This window comes from Streptomyces sp. NRRL F-2580, from assembly GCF_000720115.1.
Taxonomy (GTDB): domain Bacteria; phylum Actinomycetota; class Actinomycetes; order Streptomycetales; family Streptomycetaceae; genus Streptomyces.
Map to the genome: position 1 here is coordinate 118,900 of NZ_JOIR01000005.1, position 21,732 is coordinate 140,631.

At 71.7% G+C, this 21,732-nt stretch carries 12 protein-coding genes and 1 pseudogene; 6 read left to right on the top strand and 7 right to left on the bottom strand.

Annotation, left to right across the window (positions count from 1 at the left end; all coding sequences use genetic code 11):
• Window positions 1–139 precede the first annotated feature (139 nt).
• A pseudogene (locus tag IF88_RS47680) lies at window positions 140–402 on the top strand (thioredoxin family protein).
• Here the strand turns inward: IF88_RS47680 and glgB are convergent.
• The 4 genes from glgB to IF88_RS0106670 all read right to left on the bottom strand — a co-directional run bounded on the left by glgB (window position 399) and on the right by IF88_RS0106670 (window position 8,012).
• On the bottom strand, window positions 399–2,687 hold the full coding sequence (glgB, locus tag IF88_RS0106655) for a 1,4-alpha-glucan branching enzyme (protein ID WP_030708230.1): 2,289 nt from the start codon (window positions 2,685–2,687) through the stop codon (window positions 399–401). The pseudogene IF88_RS47680 and the gene glgB overlap by 4 nt on opposite strands.
• Entirely contained in the window at window positions 2,684–4,135 is a 1,452-nt protein-coding gene (locus IF88_RS0106660; protein ID WP_063754751.1) for a maltokinase N-terminal cap-like domain-containing protein, read from the bottom strand. Before IF88_RS0106660 ends, glgB begins: the two co-directional genes overlap by 4 nt.
• Before the next feature lie 155 nt (window positions 4,136–4,290).
• Window positions 4,291–6,021: a maltose alpha-D-glucosyltransferase gene (gene treS / locus IF88_RS0106665; protein ID WP_030708234.1), complete on the bottom strand. Its 1,731-nt coding sequence runs from the start codon at window positions 6,019–6,021 to the stop codon at window positions 4,291–4,293.
• On the bottom strand, window positions 6,018–8,012 hold the full coding sequence (locus IF88_RS0106670) for an alpha-1,4-glucan--maltose-1-phosphate maltosyltransferase (RefSeq protein WP_030708236.1): 1,995 nt from the start codon (window positions 8,010–8,012) through the stop codon (window positions 6,018–6,020). The genes treS and IF88_RS0106670 overlap by 4 nt, the downstream gene beginning before the upstream one ends.
• Before the next feature lie 638 nt (window positions 8,013–8,650).
• On the opposite strand from IF88_RS0106670, the gene glgP reads away from it, so the two are divergent.
• Window positions 8,651–11,287, top strand: coding sequence for an alpha-glucan family phosphorylase (gene glgP, locus IF88_RS0106675; RefSeq protein WP_030708238.1), 2,637 nt, complete (start codon window positions 8,651–8,653; stop codon window positions 11,285–11,287).
• 19 nt (window positions 11,288–11,306) lie between these two features.
• Here the strand turns inward: glgP and IF88_RS0106680 are convergent, their stop codons facing one another.
• Window positions 11,307–12,308 carry an Lrp/AsnC family transcriptional regulator gene (locus IF88_RS0106680; protein WP_037805539.1) on the bottom strand — a complete coding sequence of 334 codons (1,002 nt, stop codon included), beginning with the start codon at window positions 12,306–12,308 and terminating at the stop codon, window positions 11,307–11,309.
• Between the two features lie 145 nt (window positions 12,309–12,453).
• Here IF88_RS0106680 and IF88_RS0106685 point away from each other — a divergent pair, with 145 nt between their 5' ends.
• Both IF88_RS0106685 and IF88_RS0106690 read left to right on the top strand, forming a co-directional pair.
• Entirely contained in the window at window positions 12,454–14,001 is a 1,548-nt protein-coding gene (locus IF88_RS0106685) for an MFS transporter (RefSeq protein ID WP_051836540.1), read from the top strand.
• Window positions 14,002–14,174: 173 nt separating this feature from the next.
• Window positions 14,175–14,888, top strand: coding sequence for a hypothetical protein (locus tag IF88_RS0106690; protein ID WP_030708244.1), 714 nt, complete (start codon window positions 14,175–14,177; stop codon window positions 14,886–14,888).
• Between the two features lie 472 nt (window positions 14,889–15,360).
• Here IF88_RS0106690 and IF88_RS0106695 read toward each other — a convergent pair whose 3' ends face one another.
• The gene (locus IF88_RS0106695) at window positions 15,361–17,628 is read right to left on the bottom strand and encodes a M4 family metallopeptidase (RefSeq protein ID WP_030708246.1); all 2,268 of its coding nucleotides are present in this window, start codon (window positions 17,626–17,628) and stop codon (window positions 15,361–15,363) included.
• 382 nt (window positions 17,629–18,010) lie between these two features.
• On the opposite strand from IF88_RS0106695, the gene IF88_RS0106700 reads away from it, so the two are divergent.
• Window positions 18,011–19,486 (top strand): sugar transferase, encoded by a 1,476-nt coding sequence (locus IF88_RS0106700; protein ID WP_030708248.1) that lies wholly within the window; start codon window positions 18,011–18,013, stop codon window positions 19,484–19,486.
• 29 nt (window positions 19,487–19,515) lie between these two features.
• Here IF88_RS0106700 and IF88_RS0106705 read toward each other — a convergent pair whose 3' ends face one another.
• Window positions 19,516–20,460 carry a GDP-L-fucose synthase family protein gene (locus IF88_RS0106705; protein ID WP_030708250.1) on the bottom strand — a complete coding sequence of 315 codons (945 nt, stop codon included), beginning with the start codon at window positions 20,458–20,460 and terminating at the stop codon, window positions 19,516–19,518.
• Window positions 20,461–20,638: 178 nt separating this feature from the next.
• Here IF88_RS0106705 and gmd point away from each other — a divergent pair, with 178 nt between their 5' ends.
• Window positions 20,639–21,652: a GDP-mannose 4,6-dehydratase gene (gmd, locus tag IF88_RS0106710; RefSeq protein ID WP_030708252.1), complete on the top strand. Its 1,014-nt coding sequence runs from the start codon at window positions 20,639–20,641 to the stop codon at window positions 21,650–21,652.
• Window positions 21,653–21,732: the final 80 nt, after the last annotated feature.

A 21,732-nucleotide genomic window follows, 5' to 3' on the forward strand; every position in this document is an offset into this window, starting at 1 on the left:
GTTTCTGGGCGACTGTCCGGTAACCGGTGAACTCGAAGATCCTTTGTGATGAGTACGGTTCCAGCCAATGCCCGCCGACGCAAGAGTCGTCACACCCTCCACACAAGATGAACCGGACACCTATTCCGTACGTGGTTATCTGAGGGGCCCTCGCGCACGGGGGTGGCGAGGGCCCCCTTCCGCTTCCTCTACCGCCGGGTGCGGCCCCTGCCTCGCCAGATCGCGCCCGTGCTGTCCGCGGTCGCCGCCCAGGAGGCCGACCGGCTCAAGGCCGTGCAGATCGACGCGGACGGCAACCCCGCCGCCGTCACGCGGTACGGGGTGCTGTCCCTGCCGACCCTGCTCCTCTTCCGCGACGGCGAGCCCGTGAAGCAGATCGTCGCCGGAGGAGGAGCTGACTAGGGCCTGAGCCAGACCGTCGCCAGCGGCGGGAGGGTCATGCGCAGGCTGGCCGGGCGGCCCTGCGCCGGCACCGGCTCCGCCCGCAGCGGCTGCGTGTGGTGGACGCCGCTGCCGCCGTAGACCTGGAGGTCGGTGTTGAGGACCTCGCGCCACAGCGGCACCTCCTCCGGCACGCCGATCCGGTAGCCGTGCCGGACCACGGGCGAGAAGTTCGACACCGCCAGCAGCTGCGAACCGTCCTGCGCGTACCGCAGGAAGGCGAACACGTTGTCGTCCGCGGCGTCCGACTCCACCCAGGCGAAGCCCTCCGGCACGGTGTCCCGCTCCCACAGGGCGGGCGCCGCCGTGTACGTACGGTTCAGGTCGCGCACCAGGGTCCGTACGCCCCGGTGGTCACCGGCCGCCGCGTAGGAGTCGTCCAGCAGCCACCAGTCCGGCCCGTACGCCTCCGACCACTCCGAGCCCTGGGCGAACTCCTGCCCCATGAAAAGCAGTTGCTTGCCCGGGTGGGCCCACATGAAGCCGAGGTACGCCCGGTGCGCGGCCCGCTTCTGCCACCAGTCCTCGCCGGGCATCTTGGACACCAGTGAGCCCTTGCCGTGCACCACCTCGTCGTGCGAGATCGGCAGCACGTAGTTCTCGCTGAAGGCGTAGATCATCCCGAAGGTCATGTCGTGGTGGTGGTACTTGCGGTGCACCGGCTCCTTCGACATGTAGCGCAGGGTGTCGTGCATCCAGCCCATGTTCCACTTCAGGCCGAAGCCGAGCCCGCCCGAGTCCGTCGGACGCGTCACGCCGTCCCAGGCCGTGGACTCCTCCGCGATCGTCACCACGCCCGGGCAGCGCCGGTACACGGTGGCGTTCATCTCCTGGAGGAACGCCACCGCGTCCAGGTTCTCCCGCCCGCCGTGCTCGTTGGGCGCCCACTCGCCCTCGCCGCGCGAGTAGTCGAGGTAGAGCATCGAGGCCACCGCGTCCACGCGCAGCCCGTCGACGTGGAACTCCTCGCACCAGTACACGGCGTTGGCGACGAGGAAGTTGCGGACCTCCTTGCGGCCGTAGTCGAACTCCAGCGTCCCCCAGTCCGGGTGCGCGGCCCGGCGCGGGTCCTGGTGCTCGTACAGCGGCCGCCCGTCGAACTCCGCCAGGGCCCAGTCGTCGCGCGGGAAGTGCGCGGGCACCCAGTCGACGATCACCCCGATCCCGGCGCGGTGCAGCGCGTCCACGAGGAAGCGGAAGTCGTCCGGGGTGCCCATCCGGGAGGTCGGCGCGTAGAAGCCGGTGACCTGGTAGCCCCAGGAGCCACCGAAGGGGTGCTCGGCGACGGGCATCATCTCCACGTGCGTGAAGCCCAGCTCCTTGACGTACGCGGGGAGCTGCTCGGCGAGCTGCCGGTACGAGAGCCCGGGCCGCCAGGACGCCAGGTGCAGCTCGTACACGGAGAAGGGGGCCTGGTGCGGGGGCCTCTCACCGCGCCGCGCCATCCACTCCGCGTCCTGCCACACGTGGGCGGAGGCGGTGACCACCGAGGCGTTCGCCGGCGGGACCTCCGCGGACCGGGCCATCGGGTCGGCGCGCAGGGTGTGACTGCCGTCCGGGCGCGTGATGTCGTACTTGTAGAGCGCACCGGCGCCCACACCGGGCAGGAACAGCTCCCACACGCCGCTCGCGCCGAGCGAGCGCATCGGGTAGGCGACGGAGTCCCAGTACGAGAAGTCCCCGGCGATGCGGACCCCCTGGGCGTTGGGCGCCCACACGGTGAACCGGGTCCCGGCCACGCCCTGGTGCTCCATCGGCTGGGCGCCGAGCGCCGTCCACAGCTGCTCGTGGCGGCCCTCGCCGATCAGGTGCAGGTCCAGCTCGCCGAGGGCGGGCAGGAACCGGTACGGGTCGTGCACCTCGATCTCGTCGCTGTCGTACGTCACCAGCAGCCGGTACTCGGGCACGCCGGTCAGCGGCAGCAGCCCGGAGAACAGCCCGTCGCCCTCGTCGAAGAGCTCGGCCCGCAGCCCCTTGGCGACGATGGTGACCGCCTTGGCGTAGGGGCGCAGCACGCGGAACGTCACCCCGCCCCGCGCGGTGCGGGCGCCCAGCACCCCGTGCGGATCGTGGTGGCGGCCCTCCAGCAGCCGGGCCCGTTCGTCACCGCCGAGCGCGGGCGCCGGCCGGACCCCGCGTGCAGGAGTGGCGCGGCGGGCCCGGGGCGCGCGGGGCTTCTTCGCCGCCGCCGGGGCGGGTACGGCTTCGTCGCGGACGGTCGGTGACGGCTGTCGTGCGGCGCTCACGCGAGCGGCCTCCTCGGGGGCTTCGGGCGGGGATGGGGATGCGGGGTGATGGAACCGGGGGCGGGCGGGGTCGGCGGCACGCGGTGCGCGGATCGCGAGGGTTCCGAGAGCCGCCGGATCGCGGCCATCGGGACGTGCAGCCAGTCGGGGCGGTGCCGGGACTCGTAACGGGCCTCGTACACCGCCTTGTCGGTCTCGTACGCGCGCAGCAGTACGGGATCCTCGCGGGGGTCCCGGCCGGTGGTGCGGGCGTAGCCCTCGCAGAAGGCGGCCCGGCAGTCGTCCGCCCAGGCGGGGGCGAACGGCCGGTGCGAACGGGCGGCGTAGTCGAAGGAGCGCAGTATCCCGGCGATGTCGCGGACCGCCGGTTCGGGACGGCGCCGGTCGGCCAGCGGCCGGGCCGGCTCGCCCTCGAAATCGATCAACGACCAGCTGCCGTCGAGGGTGCGCAGGGTCTGACCCAGATGGAGGTCCCCGTGGATCCGCTGGGCGGGCACCCCCGCCCCCCGGGAGGCGGCCAGCGCGTCGAAGGCTCCGCGCAGCCCCGCCTCGTAGGGCCGCAGGGCGGGCACCTCCCGGGCGGTCGCGGCCAGCCGGGCGGTCATCCCGGCGGCCAGCCGGGCGGTCTGCTCCGGGCCGAGCGCGACGGTCGGCAGCGCGGCGGCGAGCGCGCTGTGCACCTCTGCGGTGGCCCGGCCGAGGGCGTGCGCCTCGGCGGTGAAGTCGTCCCCGGCGCCGAGCCGGCGCAACGCGAGCTGCCAGCCGTCGTCGGAGCCGCGCAGGTACGGCTGGAGCACGCCCAGGGTCAGCGGCTCGCTCCCGGGCGGCTCGGCCTCGTACCAGGCGACGGGGGCCGGGACGCGGGCGCAGCCGGCGGCGGCCAGGGCCCGGGGCAGCTCCAGGTCCGGGTTGACCCCGGGGCCGACCCGGCGGAACACCTTCAGGATGAACGAATCTCCATAGATCAACGAGGAGTTGGTCTGCTCTCCCGAGAGCGGCCGGGGCGCGAGCCCCGCCGGGATCGGCGTGGCCGGGTCCCGGTCGAAGCGCAGCGGGCCGAGCACCCCGGGGGAGCGCAGCCGCTCCAGCAGCATGGCCGCGAGCCGCGGGTCGCCCAGTGCCTCGTAGACCGCCCGGCCGGCGTACGGGCCGTCCTCGGCATGGCCGATCAGGGTGGGCGCGAGCGCGGGCGGCAGGGACGGGCGGATGCCCAGCAGCAGTTGGTAGCAGTCCCCGTCGACGTCGAGGAGCAGGTGCAGCATCCCGGGGGTGGATCCCGGCGGCAGCAGCTCGGCCGCCGAGACGGTCCTGAGTCTGCTGATGGTGCGGCCCTTGCCCGCGAACCAGCGCTGAGCGGGCAGCCAGGCCCTCAGCATCGGTTCCAGCGGGGCGATCCCGGCGGCCCGGTCGGCCGTCAGCCGGTTCCGGGCGGATGCAGCCTCCGACATGGCGTCGCGTCCTTTCCCCGGGCCGTCACAGAATGCGCAGAGTGTCCCGGATGCGCGGCAGTTGCTTCTCCGGCATGTGCGAGTGTCGGGTCAGGATGGTCCGTACAGGGGCGGGCGATTGACCCATTCGAGCTGCCCGCCCCTCTGCCGGCCCGCTAACCGTCGCGTTGCTCGCCGCGTTGCCCGCCGCGCTTCTCGGTCCGCAGCCGGAACCAGTAGAAGCCGTGTCCCGCCAGGGTCAGCAGGTACGGCCACTCACCGATCGGCGGGAAGCGCACGTCGCCCGTGAGCTCCACCGGGACCCGTCCGTTGAACGACCGAAGATCCAGCTCGGTGGGCTGCGCGAAACGCGAGAAGTTGTGCACGCACAGCACCAGGTCGTCCCCGTACTCGCGGAGGAACGCGAGCACCGCCGGGTTGGACGAGGGCAGTTCGGTGTACGAGCCGAGTCCGAAGGCCGGGTTGGCCTTGCGGATCTCGATCAGCCTGCGGGTCCAGTGCAGCAGTGAGGAGGGCGACGCCATGGCCGCCTCGACACTGGTGACCTGGTACCCGTAGACCGGGTCCATGATGACCGGCAGGTTGAGCCTGCCCGGATCGCAGGAGGAGAAACCGGCGTTCCGGTCCGGGGTCCACTGCATGGGGGTGCGGACGCCGTCGCGGTCGCCCAGCCAGATGTTGTCGCCCATGCCGATCTCGTCGCCGTAGTAGAGCACCGGCGAGCCCGGGAGGGACAGCAGCAGGGCGGTGAACAGCTCCATCTGGTTGCGGTCGTTGTCCAGGAGCGGGGCGAGGCGGCGCCGGATGCCGATGTTGGCCCGCATCCGCGGGTCCTTGGCGTACTCGGCGTACATGTAGTCGCGCTCTTCGTCCGTGACCATTTCGAGGGTGAGCTCGTCGTGGTTGCGCAGGAAGATGCCCCACTGGCAGCGGTCCGGGATCGCCGGTGTCTTGGCCAGGATTTCCGAGACGGGGTAGCGGGACTCTCTTCGCACGGCCATGAAGATGCGCGGCATGACGGGGAAGTGGAAGGCCATGTGGCACTCGTCCCCGCCCTTGGCGAAGTCCCCGAAGTAGTCGACCACGTCCTCGGGCCACTGGTTGGCCTCGGCGAGCAGCACGGTGTCGGGGTAGTGCGCGTCGATCTCGGCCCGCACCCGCTTCAGGAGCCGGTGGGTGCGCGGGAGGTTCTCGCAGTTGGTGCCCTCCTCGGCGTACAGGTAGGGCACGGCGTCGAGTCTGAAGCCGTCGATGCCGAGGTCCAGCCAGAACCGCAGGGCGGAGATGATCTCCTCGACCACGGCCGGGTTCTCGTAGTTCAGGTCCGGCTGGTGCGAGAAGAAGCGGTGCCAGTAGTACTGCTTGCGGATCGGGTCGTACGTCCAGTTCGAGGTCTCGGTGTCGATGAAGATGATGCGGGCGTCCTGGTACTGCTTGTCGTTGTCGGCCCACATGTAGTAGTCGCCGTACGGGCCGTCGGGGTCCTTGCGCGACTGCTGGAACCACTCGTGCTGGTCGCTGGTGTGGTTCATGACGAAGTCGATGATCACGCGCATGCCGCGCTGGTGTGCGGCGTCCACGAACTCCACGAAGTCGGCGAGGTCGCCGAACTCGGGCAGCACGGAGGTGTAGTCGGAGACGTCGTAGCCCCCGTCGCGCAGGGGTGAGGCGAAGAACGGCGGCAGCCACAGGCAGTCGACGCCGAGCCACTGGAGGTAGTCCAGTTTGGCGGTGAGCCCCTTGAGGTCCCCGACACCGTCTCCGTTGCTGTCGTGGAAGGAGCGGACGAGGACCTCGTAGAAGACGGCCCGTTTGAACCAGTCGGGATCGCGGTCCTTGGCGGGGGTGTCCTCGAAGGTGTCGTGGACGGGATCGTTGATCATCATGTGGTGGGTGACCCTCCGGTGGGCGGGGACGGTCGCAGAGCGGCCAGCACGTGCGCGGGCGTTCGGCCCGGCTCTAGGCGCACGTAGTTCGCCCTGCCCCAGTGATAGGTCTCGCCGGTGAGCTCGTCGCGCACCGCGAGGGACTCGTGCCAGTCGAGGCCGAGTACCGGCATGTCCAACGAGACCGTCGCCTCCTGGGTGTGGTGCGGATCGAGGTTGACGACCACCAGTACGGAATTGGCTCCGGCGTGCTTCGAATAGGCGATCACCTGTTCGTTGTCGGTCGAGTGGAAGTGGATGTCGCGCAGCTGCTGGAGCGCGGGGTTGCGGCGGCGCAGCCGGTTCAGGGCGGTGATCAGCGGGGCGATGGTGCGGCCCTCGCGGTCGGCGGCCTCCCAGTCGCGGGGCCGGAGCTCGTACTTCTCCGAGTCCAGGTACTCCTCGCTGCCGCGGCGCACCGGGGTGTTCTCGCAGAGCTCGTAGCCGGCGTAGACCCCCCAGGTGGGGGAGAGGGTGGCGGCGAGGACCGCCCGGACCTCGAAGGCGGGGCGGCCGCCGTCCTGCAGGTACTCGTGGAGGATGTCCGGGGTGTTCACGAAGAAGTTCGGCCGCATGACGGAGGCCGAGGCGGTGCCGGACAGCTCGGTCACGTACTCGGTCAGCTCGGCCTTCGTGTTGCGCCAGGTGAAGTACGTGTACGACTGCTGGAAGCCGACCGCGGCGAGCGCGCGCATCATGGCGGGACGGGTGAAGGCCTCCGCCAGGAAGATCACGTCGGGATCGGACTTGTTGATGTCCGCGATCACCTTCTGCCAGAAGACCACCGGCTTGGTGTGCGGATTGTCGACGCGGAAGATGCGGACCCCGTGGTCCATCCAGTACCGCAGGATCCGGCAGGTCTCCTCGACGATGCCGGCCATGTCGGTGTCGAAGTGGATCGGGTAGATGTCCTGGTACTTCTTCGGCGGGTTCTCGGCGTACGCGATCGTCCCGTCGGCCCGGTGGCGGAACCACTCCGGGTGCTTCTCCACCCACGGGTGGTCGGGGGAGCACTGGAGGGCGAAGTCCAGCGCGATCTCCAAGCAGAGCTCGCGGGCGCGCGCGACGAACGCGTCGAAGTCCTCGATGGTGCCGAGCTCCGGGTGGACGGCGTCGTGCCCGCCCTCGGTCGACCCGATCGCCCAGGGCACGCCCGGATCCCAACTCCCCGCGGACAGGGTGTTGTTCGGACCCTTGCGGAAGGTGCTGCCGATCGGGTGGATCGGTGGCAGGTAGACCACGTCGAAGCCCATCGCGGCGATGGCGGGCAGCCGCTCCGCGGCGGTCCGGAAGGTGCCGCTGACCGGCGCCTCGCCTGGCTCCAGTACCGCCCCCTCCGAGCGCGGGAACATCTCGTACCAGGAGCCGAAGAGGGCCCGCTTGCGCTCGACGAGCAGCGGCAGCGGCTTGGAGGCGGTGACCAGCTCCCGGTACGGGCGCTTGGCGAGCGCCGCGTCCACGGCGGGGTCGAGGGCGGCGGCGTACCGTTCGGCGGCCGGCCGGTCCTCGTCGCGCATGATCTCGGCGGCGGCCAGCACGGCCTCGCGGCCGTCGCGCTTGGTGATCCGGGCCCCGGCCCGCTCGTAGAGCTCGGCGCCCTCCAGCAGCATCAGCCCGGTGTCGATGCCGGCCGGGATCTTGATCGCGGCATGGGCCCGCCAGGTGGCCACCGGGTCGCTCCACGCCTCGACGGTGTACGTCCATCTCCCCTCGGTGTCGGCGGAGACGCGGGCCCCCCACCGGTCGGTGCCGGGGGCGAGCTCGCTCAGCGGTACGGGAGGCCGCAGCCGCCCGCTCGGATCGCGCAGGACGATGTGTGCCGCGACGGCGTCGTGGCCCTCGCGGAACACGGTGGCCGAGATCTCGAAGACCTCGTCCACGACCGCCTTGGCGGGTCTGGCGCCGCAGTCGACGGCGGGGCGGACGTCCAGCACGGGAATGCGACCGATCATGATGGGATCACCTGGGGGCAGTTCGCAGGGCTCGGTGACAACAGGCCAGTCGGAGTCACGACTGGTAGTGCACGCTCTGTTCGCTCTGTTTCTAGCCGCTCGGAAGACGGCTGGGCTGCGGGCATGGCCGCTCCTGTCCGCGTTCACTCGGGTGGCGGGGAGAGGGTTTGTGGGCGGGTGCCTCGTGCTGTACCACGTCTACCCGGGGAGCCCTTCCCACTCTCGTCCCGCCCAATCCGCGCGCTCGGTTAACTACTCGTACGTAGTGAAACGGGTAATACCAAGCCCTGGATCGACATCCCGGCGGGGCTCCGTCAAGTCGGCCGGTACTAGGTGACGTAGAGGCCGACACCACCCGTCCCACGGGTCTCCCGGGCCCCTCCCGGACCGCCCGAACGAGTGGACGGGAGACAGGGCCTCTGGACGCGGATACCCCGGCGAACGGCGTATGCACGGCGGTGGAGGGGCCCGGTGCGGACCCGCAGGCTCCGGCACGAGGGCGGGAGGCGGGCGGCCGGCCGCCGCCGGAGGCGCCATGGCCGGAACACGCGGGCCTCGCTAGCCTTCCCGGGGTGATGCGCGGGTGCACAGCGTGGTGCGGCCGCTCCGATCCGCAATCCCCTGCGAAGGTGGAACGTGTGAAGGCTATCCGTCGATTCACCGTGCGCCCCGTCCTCCCGGAACCCCTGTTGCCGCTCACCGACCTCGCGCGCAATCTGCGCTGGTCGTGGCATACCGAGACCCGTGAACTCTTCCAATCCGTCGACCCCGAGGGCTGGCAGGCCGCCGGCGGCGATCCCGTCCGGCTGCTCGGCGCCGTCTCCGCCGCCCGCCTCGCCGAACTCTCCGCAGACCGCCGCTTCCTGCGGCGGCTCGCCGTCGCCGCCGCCGACCTCGACGACTACGTCAACGGCGGGAGGTGGTACCAGAGCCATGAGAACGGCGCGGAACTGCCCGCCGCCATCGCCTATTTCTCCCCCGAGTTCGGGATCACCGCCGCCCTGCCGCAGTACTCCGGCGGCCTCGGCATCCTCGCCGGGGACCACCTGAAGTCCGCCAGCGACCTCGGCGTCCCGCTCATCGGGGTGGGACTGCTCTACCGGCACGGCTACTTCCGGCAGTCGCTGTCCCGCGACGGCTGGCAGCAGGAGCACTACCCCGTACTCGATCCCAACGAGCTCCCGCTCGGCCTGCTCCGCCAGGAGGACGGGACCCCCGCCCGGGTCTCGCTGACCCTGCCCGGCGGCCGCGCCCTCCACGCGCACATCTGGCAGGCCCGCGTCGGGCGGGTGCCGCTGCTGCTCCTGGACTCCGACGTCGAGGACAACGACGCCGTCGCCCGCGAGGTGACCGACCGGCTCTACGGCGGCGGCAGCGACCACCGGCTGCTCCAGGAGATGCTGCTCGGCATCGGCGGTGTCCGCGCCGTCCGGCTGTACTGCGGGCTCAGCGGCCACCCCGCCCCCGAGGTCTTCCACACCAACGAGGGCCACGCCGGCTTCCTCGGGCTGGAACGCATAAGGGAACTGGAACGTGAGCAGGGACTCGGCTTCGACGCCGCCGTCGAGGCGGTGCGCGCCGGGACCGTGTTCACCACGCACACCCCCGTCCCGGCCGGCATCGACCGCTTCGAGCGGTCCCTGGTCGCCCGGCACTTCGGGGACGGCGGGGAACTGCCCGGCGTCCCCGTCGAGCGGATCCTGGAGCTCGGCGCCGAGACCTATCCCGGGGGCGACCCCGGCGTCTTCAACATGGCCGTGATGGGACTGCGGCTGGCCCAGCGCGCCAACGGGGTGTCCACCCTGCACGGCGCGGTCAGCCGGGAGATGTTCGCCGGCCTGTGGCCCGGCTTCGACCCGGCCGAACTGCCGATCACCTCCGTGACCAACGGGGTGCACGCCCCGACCTGGGTGGCCCCCGAGGTGGTCCGGCTCGGCATCCGCCAGATCGGCGCGGGCCGCACCGAGGACGCCCTGTCGGTCGGCGGCTCCCACCGCTGGGACGCCGTCGCCGAGATCCCCGACCAGGACGTGTGGGACCTGCGGCGGGTGCTCCGGGAGCAGCTGGTGCAGGAGGTACGGGACCGGCTGCGGGCCTCGTGGCTCCAGCGCGGGGCCGCCGCCGCCGAGCTGGGCTGGGTGGACTCCGTGCTCGACCCCGACGTGCTGACCATCGGCTTCGCCCGGCGCGTGCCCTCGTACAAGCGGCTGACGCTGATGCTGCGCGACCCGGACCGGCTGCGCAGGCTGCTGCTGGACCCGGAGCGGCCGGTGCAGATCGTGGTCGCGGGCAAGGCGCATCCGGCCGACGACGGCGGGAAGCGGCTCGTGCAGGAACTGGTGCGGTTCGCGGACGACCCGCGGGTGCGGCACCGGATCGTCTTCCTGCCCGACTACGGCATGGCCATGGCGCAGAAGCTCTACCCGGGCTGCGACGTCTGGCTGAACAACCCGCTGCGGCCGCTGGAGGCGTGCGGGACGAGCGGGATGAAGGCGGCGCTGAACGGCTGCCTCAACCTGTCCGTGCTGGACGGCTGGTGGGACGAGTGGTTCGAGCCGGACTTCGGCTGGGCCATCCCGACCGCCGACGGGCTCGGCGCGGACGAGGACCGGCGCGACCACCTGGAGGCGAGCGCCCTCTACGAGCTGATCGAGGGCCGGGTCGCCCCCCGCTTCTACGACCGGGCCGGGCGCGCCGGGCTCCCGGTGCGGTGGATCGAGATGGTCCGGCGCACGCTCGTCTCGCTGGGGCCGAAGGTGCTCGCGGGCCGGATGGTGCGCGAGTACGTGGAGCGGCTGTACGCGCCGGCCGCGCTCGCCCACCGGGCCCTGGACGCCGGGGCCGCGCGCGACCTCGCGTGGTGGAAGGGGCGGGTCCGGGCGGCCTGGCCGCGGGTCTCCGTCGAGCACGTGGAGGCGCTGGCCGCGGCTCCCGTGAACGGCACCGCCGAGCTCGGGGCCACCCTCACCCTGCGGGTGCAGGTGTCGCTGGACGCCCTCGCGCCCGAGGACGTGGAGGTCCAGGCCTTCGCGGGCCGGGTGGACGCGCAGGACGTGATCCGGGACGGGCGGACCTTCCCGCTCAAGCCGGCCGCGGGGCCCGACCTGGAGGGGCGCTGGGTGTACGAGGGCCCGCTCGCCCTCGACCGTACGGGACCCTTCGGCTACACGGTACGGATCCTGCCCGCGCACCCGCTGCTGGCGACCCCGGCCGAACTGGGCCTGGTCGCGGCTCCGGTGGACACGGACGCGGGAGGCGGCGTACTGCTGCGGTAGACGCCGCCGAGGAACCGGTTCAGGGGGCGGGCGGCGGATCCACCAGCCGCTCGCCCTCCACGAGCATCCCGGCCCGTTTGACGCTGCGCAGGGCCGGGATCACCTCCACCTGCCCCACGCCGTCCACCGCGCCGATCCGCTCGGTCAGGTACGTGTAGAGCGCGTCGGTGTCCCGGCACACGACCACCGCCATCAGGGAGGCCGCCCCGGTCACGGCCGCCGCGAACGGCACCTCGCGGTGGCTCGCCAGCGCGGCCCCCACCTCCGCCAGCCGGGCCGGCGGGACGGTCAGCACCATCGTCGCCTCGGCCTCGTAGCCGAAGAGCGAGGGGACGAACTCCACGTCGAAGAAGAGGGCCCCGAGATCGCGCAGCCGTTCCACCTTGCGGCGGGCGGTCGACTCCGACAGCCCGGTGGCGCGGGCCAGTTCCGGATACCCGGCGCGGCCGTCCCGGCCCAGCACCGCGAGCAGCGCGAACTCCGTCTCGTCCAAGGCGTACCGGTCCGGCCCGGGCGGGGCCGCGGGCCGTTGCAGGGCCGCGATCTGATCCGGGCGCAGCACGTCCACACCCGCCCACGAGTCGGGCCCGCCGAAGAACTTCCGCAGGATGGTGTGGGCGCTGATGCCGGTCACCCGGCGGGTGCGCGGCAACTTCTCCAGCAACAGGGCGTCCCGGTCCCGGCGGGTGCGGGCCCGGGTCATGCAGTGGACCTCCGTGCCGCCCGAGTTCAGGGTCACCCACGCGATGTCCGGGCGGCGGGCGAGAGCCTCGGCCACCGGGAGCGCCGCGTCGGGGGCGCACTGCACCCGCAGCCAGGACTCGAACAGGCCGACGCGGCTGCCCTGCGGCAGCCCGACCACCCGCACCAGACCGGTGGTCCGCAGCCGACGGTAGCGGCGTACGACGGTCTGGTCGGAGACCTCCAGCACCTCGGCGAGCCGGCTGAAGGAGGCCCGGCCGTCGATCACGAGGGCGTGCACCAGGGACTGGTCGAGTGCGTCCAGCTGCGTGTCGTTCATGGTTTCCATCATTGCAGGGGCTCCCATGACGGAAATCCGGCAGAAGCAGGCCGGTGGATGGGGGACTGGCGGCGGGCGATGGGACCTTGGGGTCACCGCGGATCCGCCCGCGACCCCGCCGCTCCGCAACCCGAGGAGAACTCCCATGCGCAAATGGCTGCCCCTGACGGCCGTCTGCCTCGGGGCTTTCATGCTCCTGGTCGACGTCACGATCGTGACCGTCGCCCTGCCCGACATGTCCGCCGACATGCACACCGGATTCGCCGGCCTCCAGTGGGTGATGGACGTCTACGCCCTCGCGCTGGCCGCCCTGCTGCTCGGAGCGGGCTCGCTCGCCGACCGGATCGGCCGCCGCCGCGTCTACCTCATCGGGCTCGGACTCTTCGCCGTCGCCTCGCTCGCCTGCGGGCTGGCCACCGGCCCGGCCGAACTGATCGCCTTCCGCGCCGTCCAGGGCATCGGCGGAGCCGCCATGTTCGCCACCACCATGGCCCTGCTCAGCGCGTCGTACCAGGGCCGCGACCGCGGGGTCGCCTTCGGCGTCTGGGGCGCGGTCAACGGCGCCGCCGCCGCGGCCGGCCCGATCATCGGCGGGCTGCTCACCGAGAACTTCGGCTGGCGCTGGATCTTCTTCATCAACCTGCCCGTCAGCGCGCTGGCCGTGTACGTCACCCTCAAGGCGGTGGCCGAGTCACGCGACCCGCACGCCGGGCGCCTCGACCTGCCCGGCATGGCCACCTTCACCGCGGGCGCCGCGGCCCTCACGTACGCCGTGATCCGCGTGGGCGAGAACGGCTGGGGCTCGCCCACCACCCTCGGCCTGCTCGGCCTGGGCTTGGCCGCCTTCGCCGCCTTCGTCCTCGTCGAACTGCGCAGCACCCGCCCGATGCTGGACCTCTCGCTCTTCCGCAGCCGCACCTTCGTCGCCGTCATGGCCGCCGGACTGCTGCTGTCCGGGGCCGCCTTCTCGTACCTCATGTACGTCTCCCTGTGGCTGCAGTCCGCCGAGGGGATGAGCCCGGTCGGCGCGGGCCTGGTGCTGCTGCCGCTCAGCGCGGCCGGCTTCGTCGTCGCCGCGGTGGCCGGACGGCTGCTGCACGGGGTCCCGCCCCGGCTGACCATCGGCGGCGGGCTGCTGCTGATCGGCGTCGGCGCGCTGCTCCAGGCCTGGATGCTCGACGCCGGGGACGGCTGGACCGCCCTGGTGCCCGGACTGCTCGTGACCGGCGTGGGGGTGGGCGCCGCGACCCCGGCGCTGGCCGCCACGGCGATGGGGGCCGTGGCCCCGGCCCGGGCGGGCATGGCGGGCGGCGCCCTGAACACCGCGCGCCAGCTGGGCACCGCCCTCGGCATCGCCGTCCTCGGCGCGGTCTTCCACGCGGGGCTGCGCTCCGGGCTCGGTGACGGCGGCCGGGGGCTGGCGGAGCCGCTGGCCTCCGGTGCCGCCGGGCAGGTGCTCGCCGAGGCCCCGGCGGGCGCGGCCCGCGAGGCGCTGACCGGCCTGGTGGAGGCCGCCTTCGCGAGCGGTCTGCGCGAGACGTTCCTGGTCTCGGCCGCGATGGGGCTGGCCGGCGCGCTGGCGGTCTTCCTCCTGCTCCGCGGCGGGGCGCCGGCGGCCGCCGCTCCGCTCCCGCGGCCCCGCACGTCGACCCGGGCCCACGGCCCGGCGGGGGCGCAGGCCGTACGGAACTGAGCCCGTACGGAGCCGAGGCCGTGCGGAAGGAAGCCGTACGGCTGGGACCTCACGGGTGAACCTTCGAACGTACTGGGCATGCCGAATCGTTTCAGCGTCCTGCTCCGCTCCTACGCTGCCCGCGGATGCCACCGGACCCGGCATCCGCGAACCCGAGGAACGGATTTCCCCCCATGCGTCTTCGCACCACCGCCGCCGTGCTCGTCGGCGCTCTCGCGCTCGTCCTGCCCACCGCCGGCCCGTCGCTGGCCGACGACCACGGCGACCGTGCGCTCGGCACATTGAACTACCGGTTCATCAACGATGACGACGTCGAGGAGAACGGCCAGATCAGGCCTGCGGACAACCACACCTGCTACGTGCTCACGCACACCTCCCAGGACAGGCCGGCGGTCGCGGTACGGAACAACACGCGGTCGCGGGCGCACCTCTTCGACAACCGCAGCTGCTCCGGCGAGGAGGTGGCGACGCTGAGGCCGGACCGGCAGGTGAACCGGGTGAGGGTCGTCTCGGTCTACTTCACGCCGGTGAACGAGGACGACGAGGGCCGCGGCGACTGGAACAACGGCGGTGACCAAGGCCGCGGCGACTGGAACAACGGCGGTGACCAGGGCCGCGGCGACCAGGGCCGTGAGGACGAGGCCCGCGAGGACCAGGGGCGTGGCGACCAGGGCCGTGAGGACGAAGCCCGCGACGACCAGGGCCGTGGCGACCAGGGCCGGGACGACCAGGCCCGTGAGGACGAGGCCCGCGAGGACCAGGGTCGCGAGGACCAGGGTCGCGGTGACCAGGCCCGCGACGACCAGGGCCGCGGTGACCAGGCCCGCGACGACGAGGAAGAGGAGGAGGAAGCCCTCCTCGACAAGGTCTTCCGCACCTTCGGCTGACCTGCTCCCCGCTGACCCGGGAGCGGTCCGGCGCCCACGTGGCGGCCGGGCCGCTTCCGCGTCAGGCGGCCCCGCCACGTGCGCGGCGCCCGCCGCCGGCCACTCCACCACGTCCGCCGCCGTGTAGGGCGCCGCGTCCGGAGAGAGGCCCGCCAGGAAGGACAGGTCCTGGCTGATCGTCACCAGCGGGGGTTCCACCGCGCCGCCGGGCCGCCGCTGCGCCAGTCCGACGGTGGCGAGCAGGCCGTTGCACAGGCACTGCCGGCCCTTCGTGTCGGCCGCGTCCCCGCCCTTGCGGACGTAGCTCGCCACCGGCTCGGCCGCGCACCGGTAGAGCAGACCCCGGGGGCCGCGTACCAGAGGCAACAGCTCCCGGCGCGGGGGCCCATGGGACAGGGCCGCCCGGGGAGGTCTTCTCCCGGGCGGCCCCGTGTCTATCTGTTCAGCTCGTGCTCACGCTGCCCCGACGGGGTCAGAAGGTGAGCTTCCAGCTGTTGATGTAGCCGGTGTCCAGGCTGGCAGCGTCCTTGACGCGGAGCTTCCAGGTGCCGTTGGCGACCTCGGAGGAGGCGTTCACGGTGAAGGACTGGACGATGTTGTCCGCGCTGCCGCCGGTGCGGTTGCGCAGGTTGTACACGCTGCCGTCGGGGGCGACCAGGTCGACCACCAGGTCACCGACGTAGGTGTGGACGATGTTCACGTCCACCTTCAGCGTGCTCGGGGCATTGCCCGTGCGGGTCACCGCGAGCGGGGACTCGACCGTGGCGTTGTCCGCGATCTGGTAGTCGTTCGTGTTCTCGAAGACGTTCTGCTGACTGGTGCCGACCGTCCAGGTGAAGGACGTCGTCCCGGTCTTGCTCTGCGAGTCGGTCACCGTGACGGTCACGTTGGACGTGCCCGCGGTGGTGGCCGTGCCCGAGATCAGACCGGTGGAGGAGTTGATCGACAGGCCGGCCGGCAGGCCGGTCGCCGCGTAGCTCAGCGCACCCGGGTTGGTGCTGGTGGCCTGGACCTGCAGGCTGACAGCGGTGTTGATCTGGGTGGTCTGGTTCGGGATCGCCGTGACCGAGACGCCGCTGGGTGCGGGGCGCGATCCGACGGCGATGGCCGCCCAGGCGTGGGCCACGTTGTTGTACGTCGCCGAGCCCGCGCCGTACAGGTCGGCCGCCGCCTGCAGGGTGGCCGTACGGGCCGCCGCGTAGTTGGTGTTCGACTTGAACAGACCGGTGGTCAGCGCGCGGAACCAGATCTTCGACGCGGCGTCGCGGCCGATCCCGGTGACGGGCAGGCCGTCGGCGGTCGGCGAGTTGTAGCTCACGCCGTTGATGACCTTGGCGCCGGAGCCCTCGGAGGCCAGGTAGTACCAGTGGTTGGCCGGGCCCGACGAGTAGTGGACGTCGATGCCGCCGAGGCCGGAGTACCAGGAGTCCTTGGACGCGCCGTCCTTGCTCGGCTTGTCCATGTAGCGCAGCGGGCTGCCGTCGCCGTTGATGTCGATCTTCTCGCCGACCAGGTAGTCGCCGACGTCCTGCGGGTTGTTGGCGTAGAACTCGACCGCCGCCGCCATGATGTCGGAGGTGGCCTCGTTCAGACCGCCGGGCTCACCGCTGTAGGTCATGTTGCCGGTGACCGAGGTCAGGCCGTGGGTCATCTCGTGCGCGGCCACGTCGGTGGAGGTGAGCGGCTTGTTGTTGCCCTCGCCGTCGCCGTACGTCATGCAGAAGCAGGAGTCGTCCCAGAAGGCGTTCACGTACGCGTTGCCGTAGTGGACCCGGCTGTAGGGCGCGACGCCGTCGTTGCGCAGGCCGTTGCGGCCGTGCACGTTCTTGTAGTAGTCCCACGTGACGGCCGCGCCGTAGTGGGCGTCCGCGGCGGCGGTCTCCAGGTTGGCGGCCGTGCTGTTGCCCCAGATGTCGTCCGGGCCGGAGAAGAGCGTGCCGGTGCCGGAGGAGCCGCGGTTCAGGTTGTACGTCTTGTGGTTGCCGCGGCCGGTGTCGGTCAGCGTGTAGTTGCTGCCCGACTGCGCGGTCCCGAGGGTCACCTGGCCGCTGTACATGGTGTTGCCGGTGCCGGTCTCGATGGCCTGCCACTCGGTGATCTTCGCGCCGGTCTTGGCGTCGGTGACCACGTGCAGCTCGCTCGGGGTGCCGTCGTGCTGGAGGCCGCCGACGACGGTCTCGAACGCGAGCACCGGAGCGCCCTCGGCCGCCCAGACCACCTTGCGGGCGTTCTTGGAGGCCTTCGCCTCCTTGCCACCCTGGGACTTGGCGGCGGAGAGGGCCTGGCTCTCGGCGGCCGCGGGGGTGACCGAGGCGCTGGTGTCGACCTTGATCTCGTGGTTGGTCGCCTTGGTCACGCTCTTGGTGACACCGCCCTTGGCGTGGACGGTGAGGTCACCGCCGAGCACGGGGAGACCGTCGTAGGTGCGCTCGTACGTCGTGTGCGTGGTGCCGTCCGCATCCTGGACGACATCGCGGACGATGAGCTTCTCACCACTGCCGAGGCCGAGGGCCTTGGCAGCCTGCGCGGTGGTCGAGTTGGCCTCGGCGAGGAGCGTCGCACGCTCCGAAGCGCTGAGTACGCGGTTGGCCGCGCCCGGATTGGGCTGGGCAGCCTTGGGTGCCTGGGACGCGGTGGCGTCGGCGGTGGCGGTGCCGGTCTGTATGCCTACGGCGAGCAGGGCTGCCGCGGCAACGAGCGCGCCGGCCGCGGTGGCACGCCTCTGGGGGGTGGACCTCAACGCAGACTCCTTCTGCAAGGGGGGTTCCGGATGGCTGGGTGGGCCTCCGGGCAGAACAGGGCTGGTGCGATGAACGGTCGAAGATTGCCACTTGGCGGTCTAGATGTCAGGGCTACGTCAAAAGGTTGGCCGGAAACGGTTCGTTGTCCGAAGATACGTATCCGGTATCCGGACCATTCACCTTCGTGTGCTTCGCGGCGTGTCCGGCTTCCGGAACGGCTGATACCGGTTGCTAACACTTGCGCAACAAGAGGCTGCGTTGACCCAAACGGCATTTACCGTACGGGTGTTTGTCGTACTGTTTGCCGGTGCGGCAGATGTCCGTTGCCAGGGGAGGCCTCGGACACCCGCCACTGCCATAGACCACGTGCCAGGGGGGCCCATGAGGCATGTCCATTTTCCTGCGCAAAGAGTGGCCGGGGCGGCCCCTGAGTTCGTAGGGTCCGCCCGGCGTCACGGGGACAAGGCCCGCTGGTACCGCCCGGCAGCCGTCGCCGCCGACTTCTTCGGCGCCGCCCTTCCCGTAGGGCTCGTCTTCGACGCCGCACAGCAGGTCCGGCCCCTCTACTGCGCCCTGGCCGCCGCCGTGGCGTGGACCGGGGTGCAGGCGCTGCGCCGGCGGTACACGGCCCGCGCGCTCGGGGAATCGCGCGGAGTGCTGCCCGTCGTCCACGACTGGCTGATTCTCATCGGTGTGCTGGCCGTGGCCCGCGTGGTGACCGAAGAGGCCACCCCCCGCCTGTCCGCTCTCGGCGCCCTGCTGCCGGCCCTCCTCATCACCGTCGCCTGCCACAAACTGACCTACCGACACCTTTCGGCGGCCCGCCGCGAGGCCCAGGTCGTGAGCCGGGTCCTGGTCGTCGGTGAGCCCGACGCCGCCGAGGACGTCATCGCGCACCTCTCCGCCCGCACCGACCACCCGTACGTGGTCGTCGGCGTGGTCCCGGTCGGCTCCGGTGCGCTCTCCAGCGGGGTGCCCGTGGCGGCCCGGCTCGACGAGGCGATGCCCGAGGCGTCGGCCGGCGACTCCGCGGCCGTGCTCGGCGCCGTCGCCAGCCACCACGCCGACCTGGTCCTGGTGGCCCCCGGTGTGCGGATCACGGGGGAGCGGCTGCGCCGCGTCGCCTGGGCCCTGCACGACGCCGGGCTGGAACTGGCGGTCTTCCCCGGGCTGGTGGAGGTCTCCGTCAAGCGGCTGGAGACCCTGTCCGCGGGCGGGCTCGCCGTGCTGCGGATCGCGCCGCCGGTCAGCCGCGGGATGCAGACCCTGCTCAAGTCGGTCCTGGACCGGGTGGGGGCCGCGGTCGGACTGCTGCTGCTCGCGCCGGTCTTCCTCGGGATCGTGCTGGCCATCCGCCTCGACTCGCGCGGTCCGGCCTTCTACCGCCAGCAGCGCATCGGCCGCGACGGAGTCCCCTTCGTCATGTGGAAGTTCCGCACGATGGTGACGGACGCCGACGCCCGCAAGGCCGAGCTGTCCGGGGCGAACGAGAACGACGGCCTGATGTTCAAGATGCGCCGCGACCCCCGGGTGACCCGCGTGGGCCGGTTGCTGCGCCGCACGTCGCTGGACGAACTGCCGCAGCTGGTGAACGTACTGACGGTCGACATGTCACTGGTCGGCCCGCGCCCGCCGCTGCCGGAGGAGGTGGCCCGGTACGACGAGGTCGAACTGCGCCGGCTCACCGTGCGGCCCGGGATGACGGGGTTGTGGCAGATCAGCGGGCGGTCCGACCTGTCCTGGGACGAAACGATCCAGCTTGACCTGCAGTACGTCGACAACTGGTCCTTCACCAGCGATGTCGACGTCATGGGCCGTACGCTCCGCGCCGTCGTCGACGGACGCGGAGCGTACTGAGGCACCGGAGACCGGGGCCGCCTGTGCGATCAGCCCTGCTCGCGCCACCACTTGTACGTGGCGGCGATCCCGTCCCGCAGCGGGACGGCGGGCTTCCAGCCGAGCGAGGTCAGGCGGTCGACGTCCAGCAGCTTGCGCGGGGTCCCGTCCGGCTTGGACGTGTCCCAGGCGAGCCGGCCACGGAAGCCGGTCACCTCGGCGACCGTCTCCGCCAGTTCCCTGATGGTCAGGTCCTCGCCGCAGCCGATGTTGACCGGCTCGTCGCCGTCGTAGCCGGCGAGCAGCACGGCGCAGGCGGCGGCGAGGTCGTCCACGTGCAGGAACTCCCGCCGCGGGGTGCCCGAACCCCACAGGGTGACCTCCTCGCGGCCCTCGGCCGCGGCCTCGTGGAACCGCCGGATGAGGGCGGGCAGGACGTGCGAGGTCTCCAGGTCGAAGTTGTCGCCCGGGCCGTAGAGGTTCGTGGGCATGGCCGAGATGTACGAGGCCCCGTACTGCTTGCGGTACGACTGGACCTGGACGATGCCGGCGATCTTCGCGAGGGCGTAGGCCTCGTTGGTCGGCTCCAGCGGGCCGGTCAGCAGGGCGTCCTCGCGGATGGGCTGCGGGGCCAGCTTCGGGTAGATGCAGGACGAGCCGAGGAACAGCAGCCGGCCCACGCCGGCGGCGTGCGCGCCGGCGATCACGCTGAGCTGGATCTGGAGGTTCTCCTCCAGGAACTGCACCGGGTAGGTGCTGTTGGCCATGATCCCGCCGACCTTGGCGGCGGCCAGCACGACGGCGTCCGGGCGGACGTCCTTCAGGTACGCACCCGTGGCGGCGGCGTCGCGCAGGTCAAGGTCGGCCCGGCCCCGGGTGAGCACCTCGTGGCCGTCGGCGGTCAGCCGCCGGGCGACCGCGGACCCCACGAGGCCGCGGTGGCCCGCGACGAAGACGCGGGCGTTCGGGGGCAGGAGCGGCAGCGAACTTGTCATACCGCCGATGATGCCAGTCCGCTCCCGCGGGGGGCGCAGTGGTCCGGTCCCCGGGAGGAATCCGCCGCAAAGGCGGTTGGACCGGGCGTGTACGGTACGCATCCAGTCCCCCGGGACCTCGAACGGGTGGGGCGCCCCGCTCGTCACAACTGACCGAAACCATCCCCAGGGGGACCGCATGGGCAAGACCGCACTGATCACCGGCGTCACCGGGCAGGACGGCTCGTACCTCGCCGAGCTCTTGCTCTCCAAGGGCTACACGGTGCACGGGCTCGTGCGGCGGTCCTCCAGCTTCAACACGGAGCGGGTCGACCACATCTACCAGGACCCGCAGACGGCCAACCGGTCCTTCGTCCTGCACCACGCCGACCTCTCCGACGGCGTCGCGCTGGTGAACCTGCTCCGCGAGATACGCCCCGACGAGGTCTACAACCTCGGCGCGCAGTCCCACGTCCGCGTCTCCTTCGACGCCCCGCTCTACACTGGCGACGTGACCGGCCTCGGCGCGCTGCGGCTGCTGGAGGCCATCCGGGCCAGCGGCGTCGACACCCGCATCTACCAGGCCTCGTCCTCGGAGATGTTCGGGGCCACCCCGCCCCCGCAGAACGAGGGCACCCCGTTCCACCCGCGCAGCCCGTACGGCGCCGCGAAGGTCTTCGCGTACTGGACCACGGTGAACTACCGCGAGGCGTACGACATGTTCGCCGTCAACGGGATCCTCTTCAACCACGAGTCCCCGCGCCGCGGCGAGACCTTCGTGACCCGCAAGATCACCCGTGCGGTCGCCCGCATCAAGTCCGGTCTCCAGGACCACCTTTACCTCGGCAACCTCGACGCGGTGCGCGACTGGGGCTACGCCCCCGAGTACGTGGACGCCATGTGGCGGATGCTCCAGCAGGACGAGCCCACCGACTACGTCGTCGCCACCGGTGTGGCCGCCACCGTCCGCGAGTTCGTCGAGTCCTCCTTCTCGCACGCCGGTCTCGACTGGACCGAGCACGTGCGCTACGACCCCAAGTACGAGCGCCCCAGCGAGGTCGACGCACTCATCGGCGACGCCTCGAAGGCCCATGACCTGCTTGGCTGGAAGCCGTCGGTCCTGGTGGCGGAGCTGGCGCAGATCATGGTGGACGCCGACATTCGGCAGGTCGAGGACCAACTCGCGGGCGTGACGGTCCGCATCGACCGCTGAGGCCTTATATTTCCCCTACGATTTGCCGTGTCCCGGTCATTCGCGCACTTCCCTGCGGGTATGGCCGGTTCAAACCTGTC

Excerpts from the sequence above, each read along its gene's own strand:
- IF88_RS0106660 (WP_063754751.1), bottom strand. The coding sequence starts at position 4,135 with ATGTCGGAGGCTGCATCCGCCCGGAACCGGCTGACGGCCGACCGGGCC.
- treS (WP_030708234.1), bottom strand. The coding sequence starts at position 6,021 with ATGATGATCAACGATCCCGTCCACGACACCTTCGAGGACACCCCCGCC.
- IF88_RS0106670 (WP_030708236.1), bottom strand. The coding sequence starts at position 8,012 with ATGATCGGTCGCATTCCCGTGCTGGACGTCCGCCCCGCCGTCGACTGC.
- IF88_RS0106680 (WP_037805539.1), bottom strand. The coding sequence starts at position 12,308 with ATGAACGACACGCAGCTGGACGCACTCGACCAGTCCCTGGTGCACGCC.
- IF88_RS0106685 (WP_051836540.1), top strand. The coding sequence starts at position 12,454 with ATGCGCAAATGGCTGCCCCTGACGGCCGTCTGCCTCGGGGCTTTCATG.
- IF88_RS0106690 (WP_030708244.1), top strand. The coding sequence starts at position 14,175 with ATGCGTCTTCGCACCACCGCCGCCGTGCTCGTCGGCGCTCTCGCGCTC.
- IF88_RS0106700 (WP_030708248.1), top strand. The coding sequence starts at position 18,011 with ATGAGGCATGTCCATTTTCCTGCGCAAAGAGTGGCCGGGGCGGCCCCT.
- IF88_RS0106705 (WP_030708250.1), bottom strand. The coding sequence starts at position 20,460 with ATGACAAGTTCGCTGCCGCTCCTGCCCCCGAACGCCCGCGTCTTCGTC.
- gmd (WP_030708252.1), top strand. The coding sequence starts at position 20,639 with ATGGGCAAGACCGCACTGATCACCGGCGTCACCGGGCAGGACGGCTCG.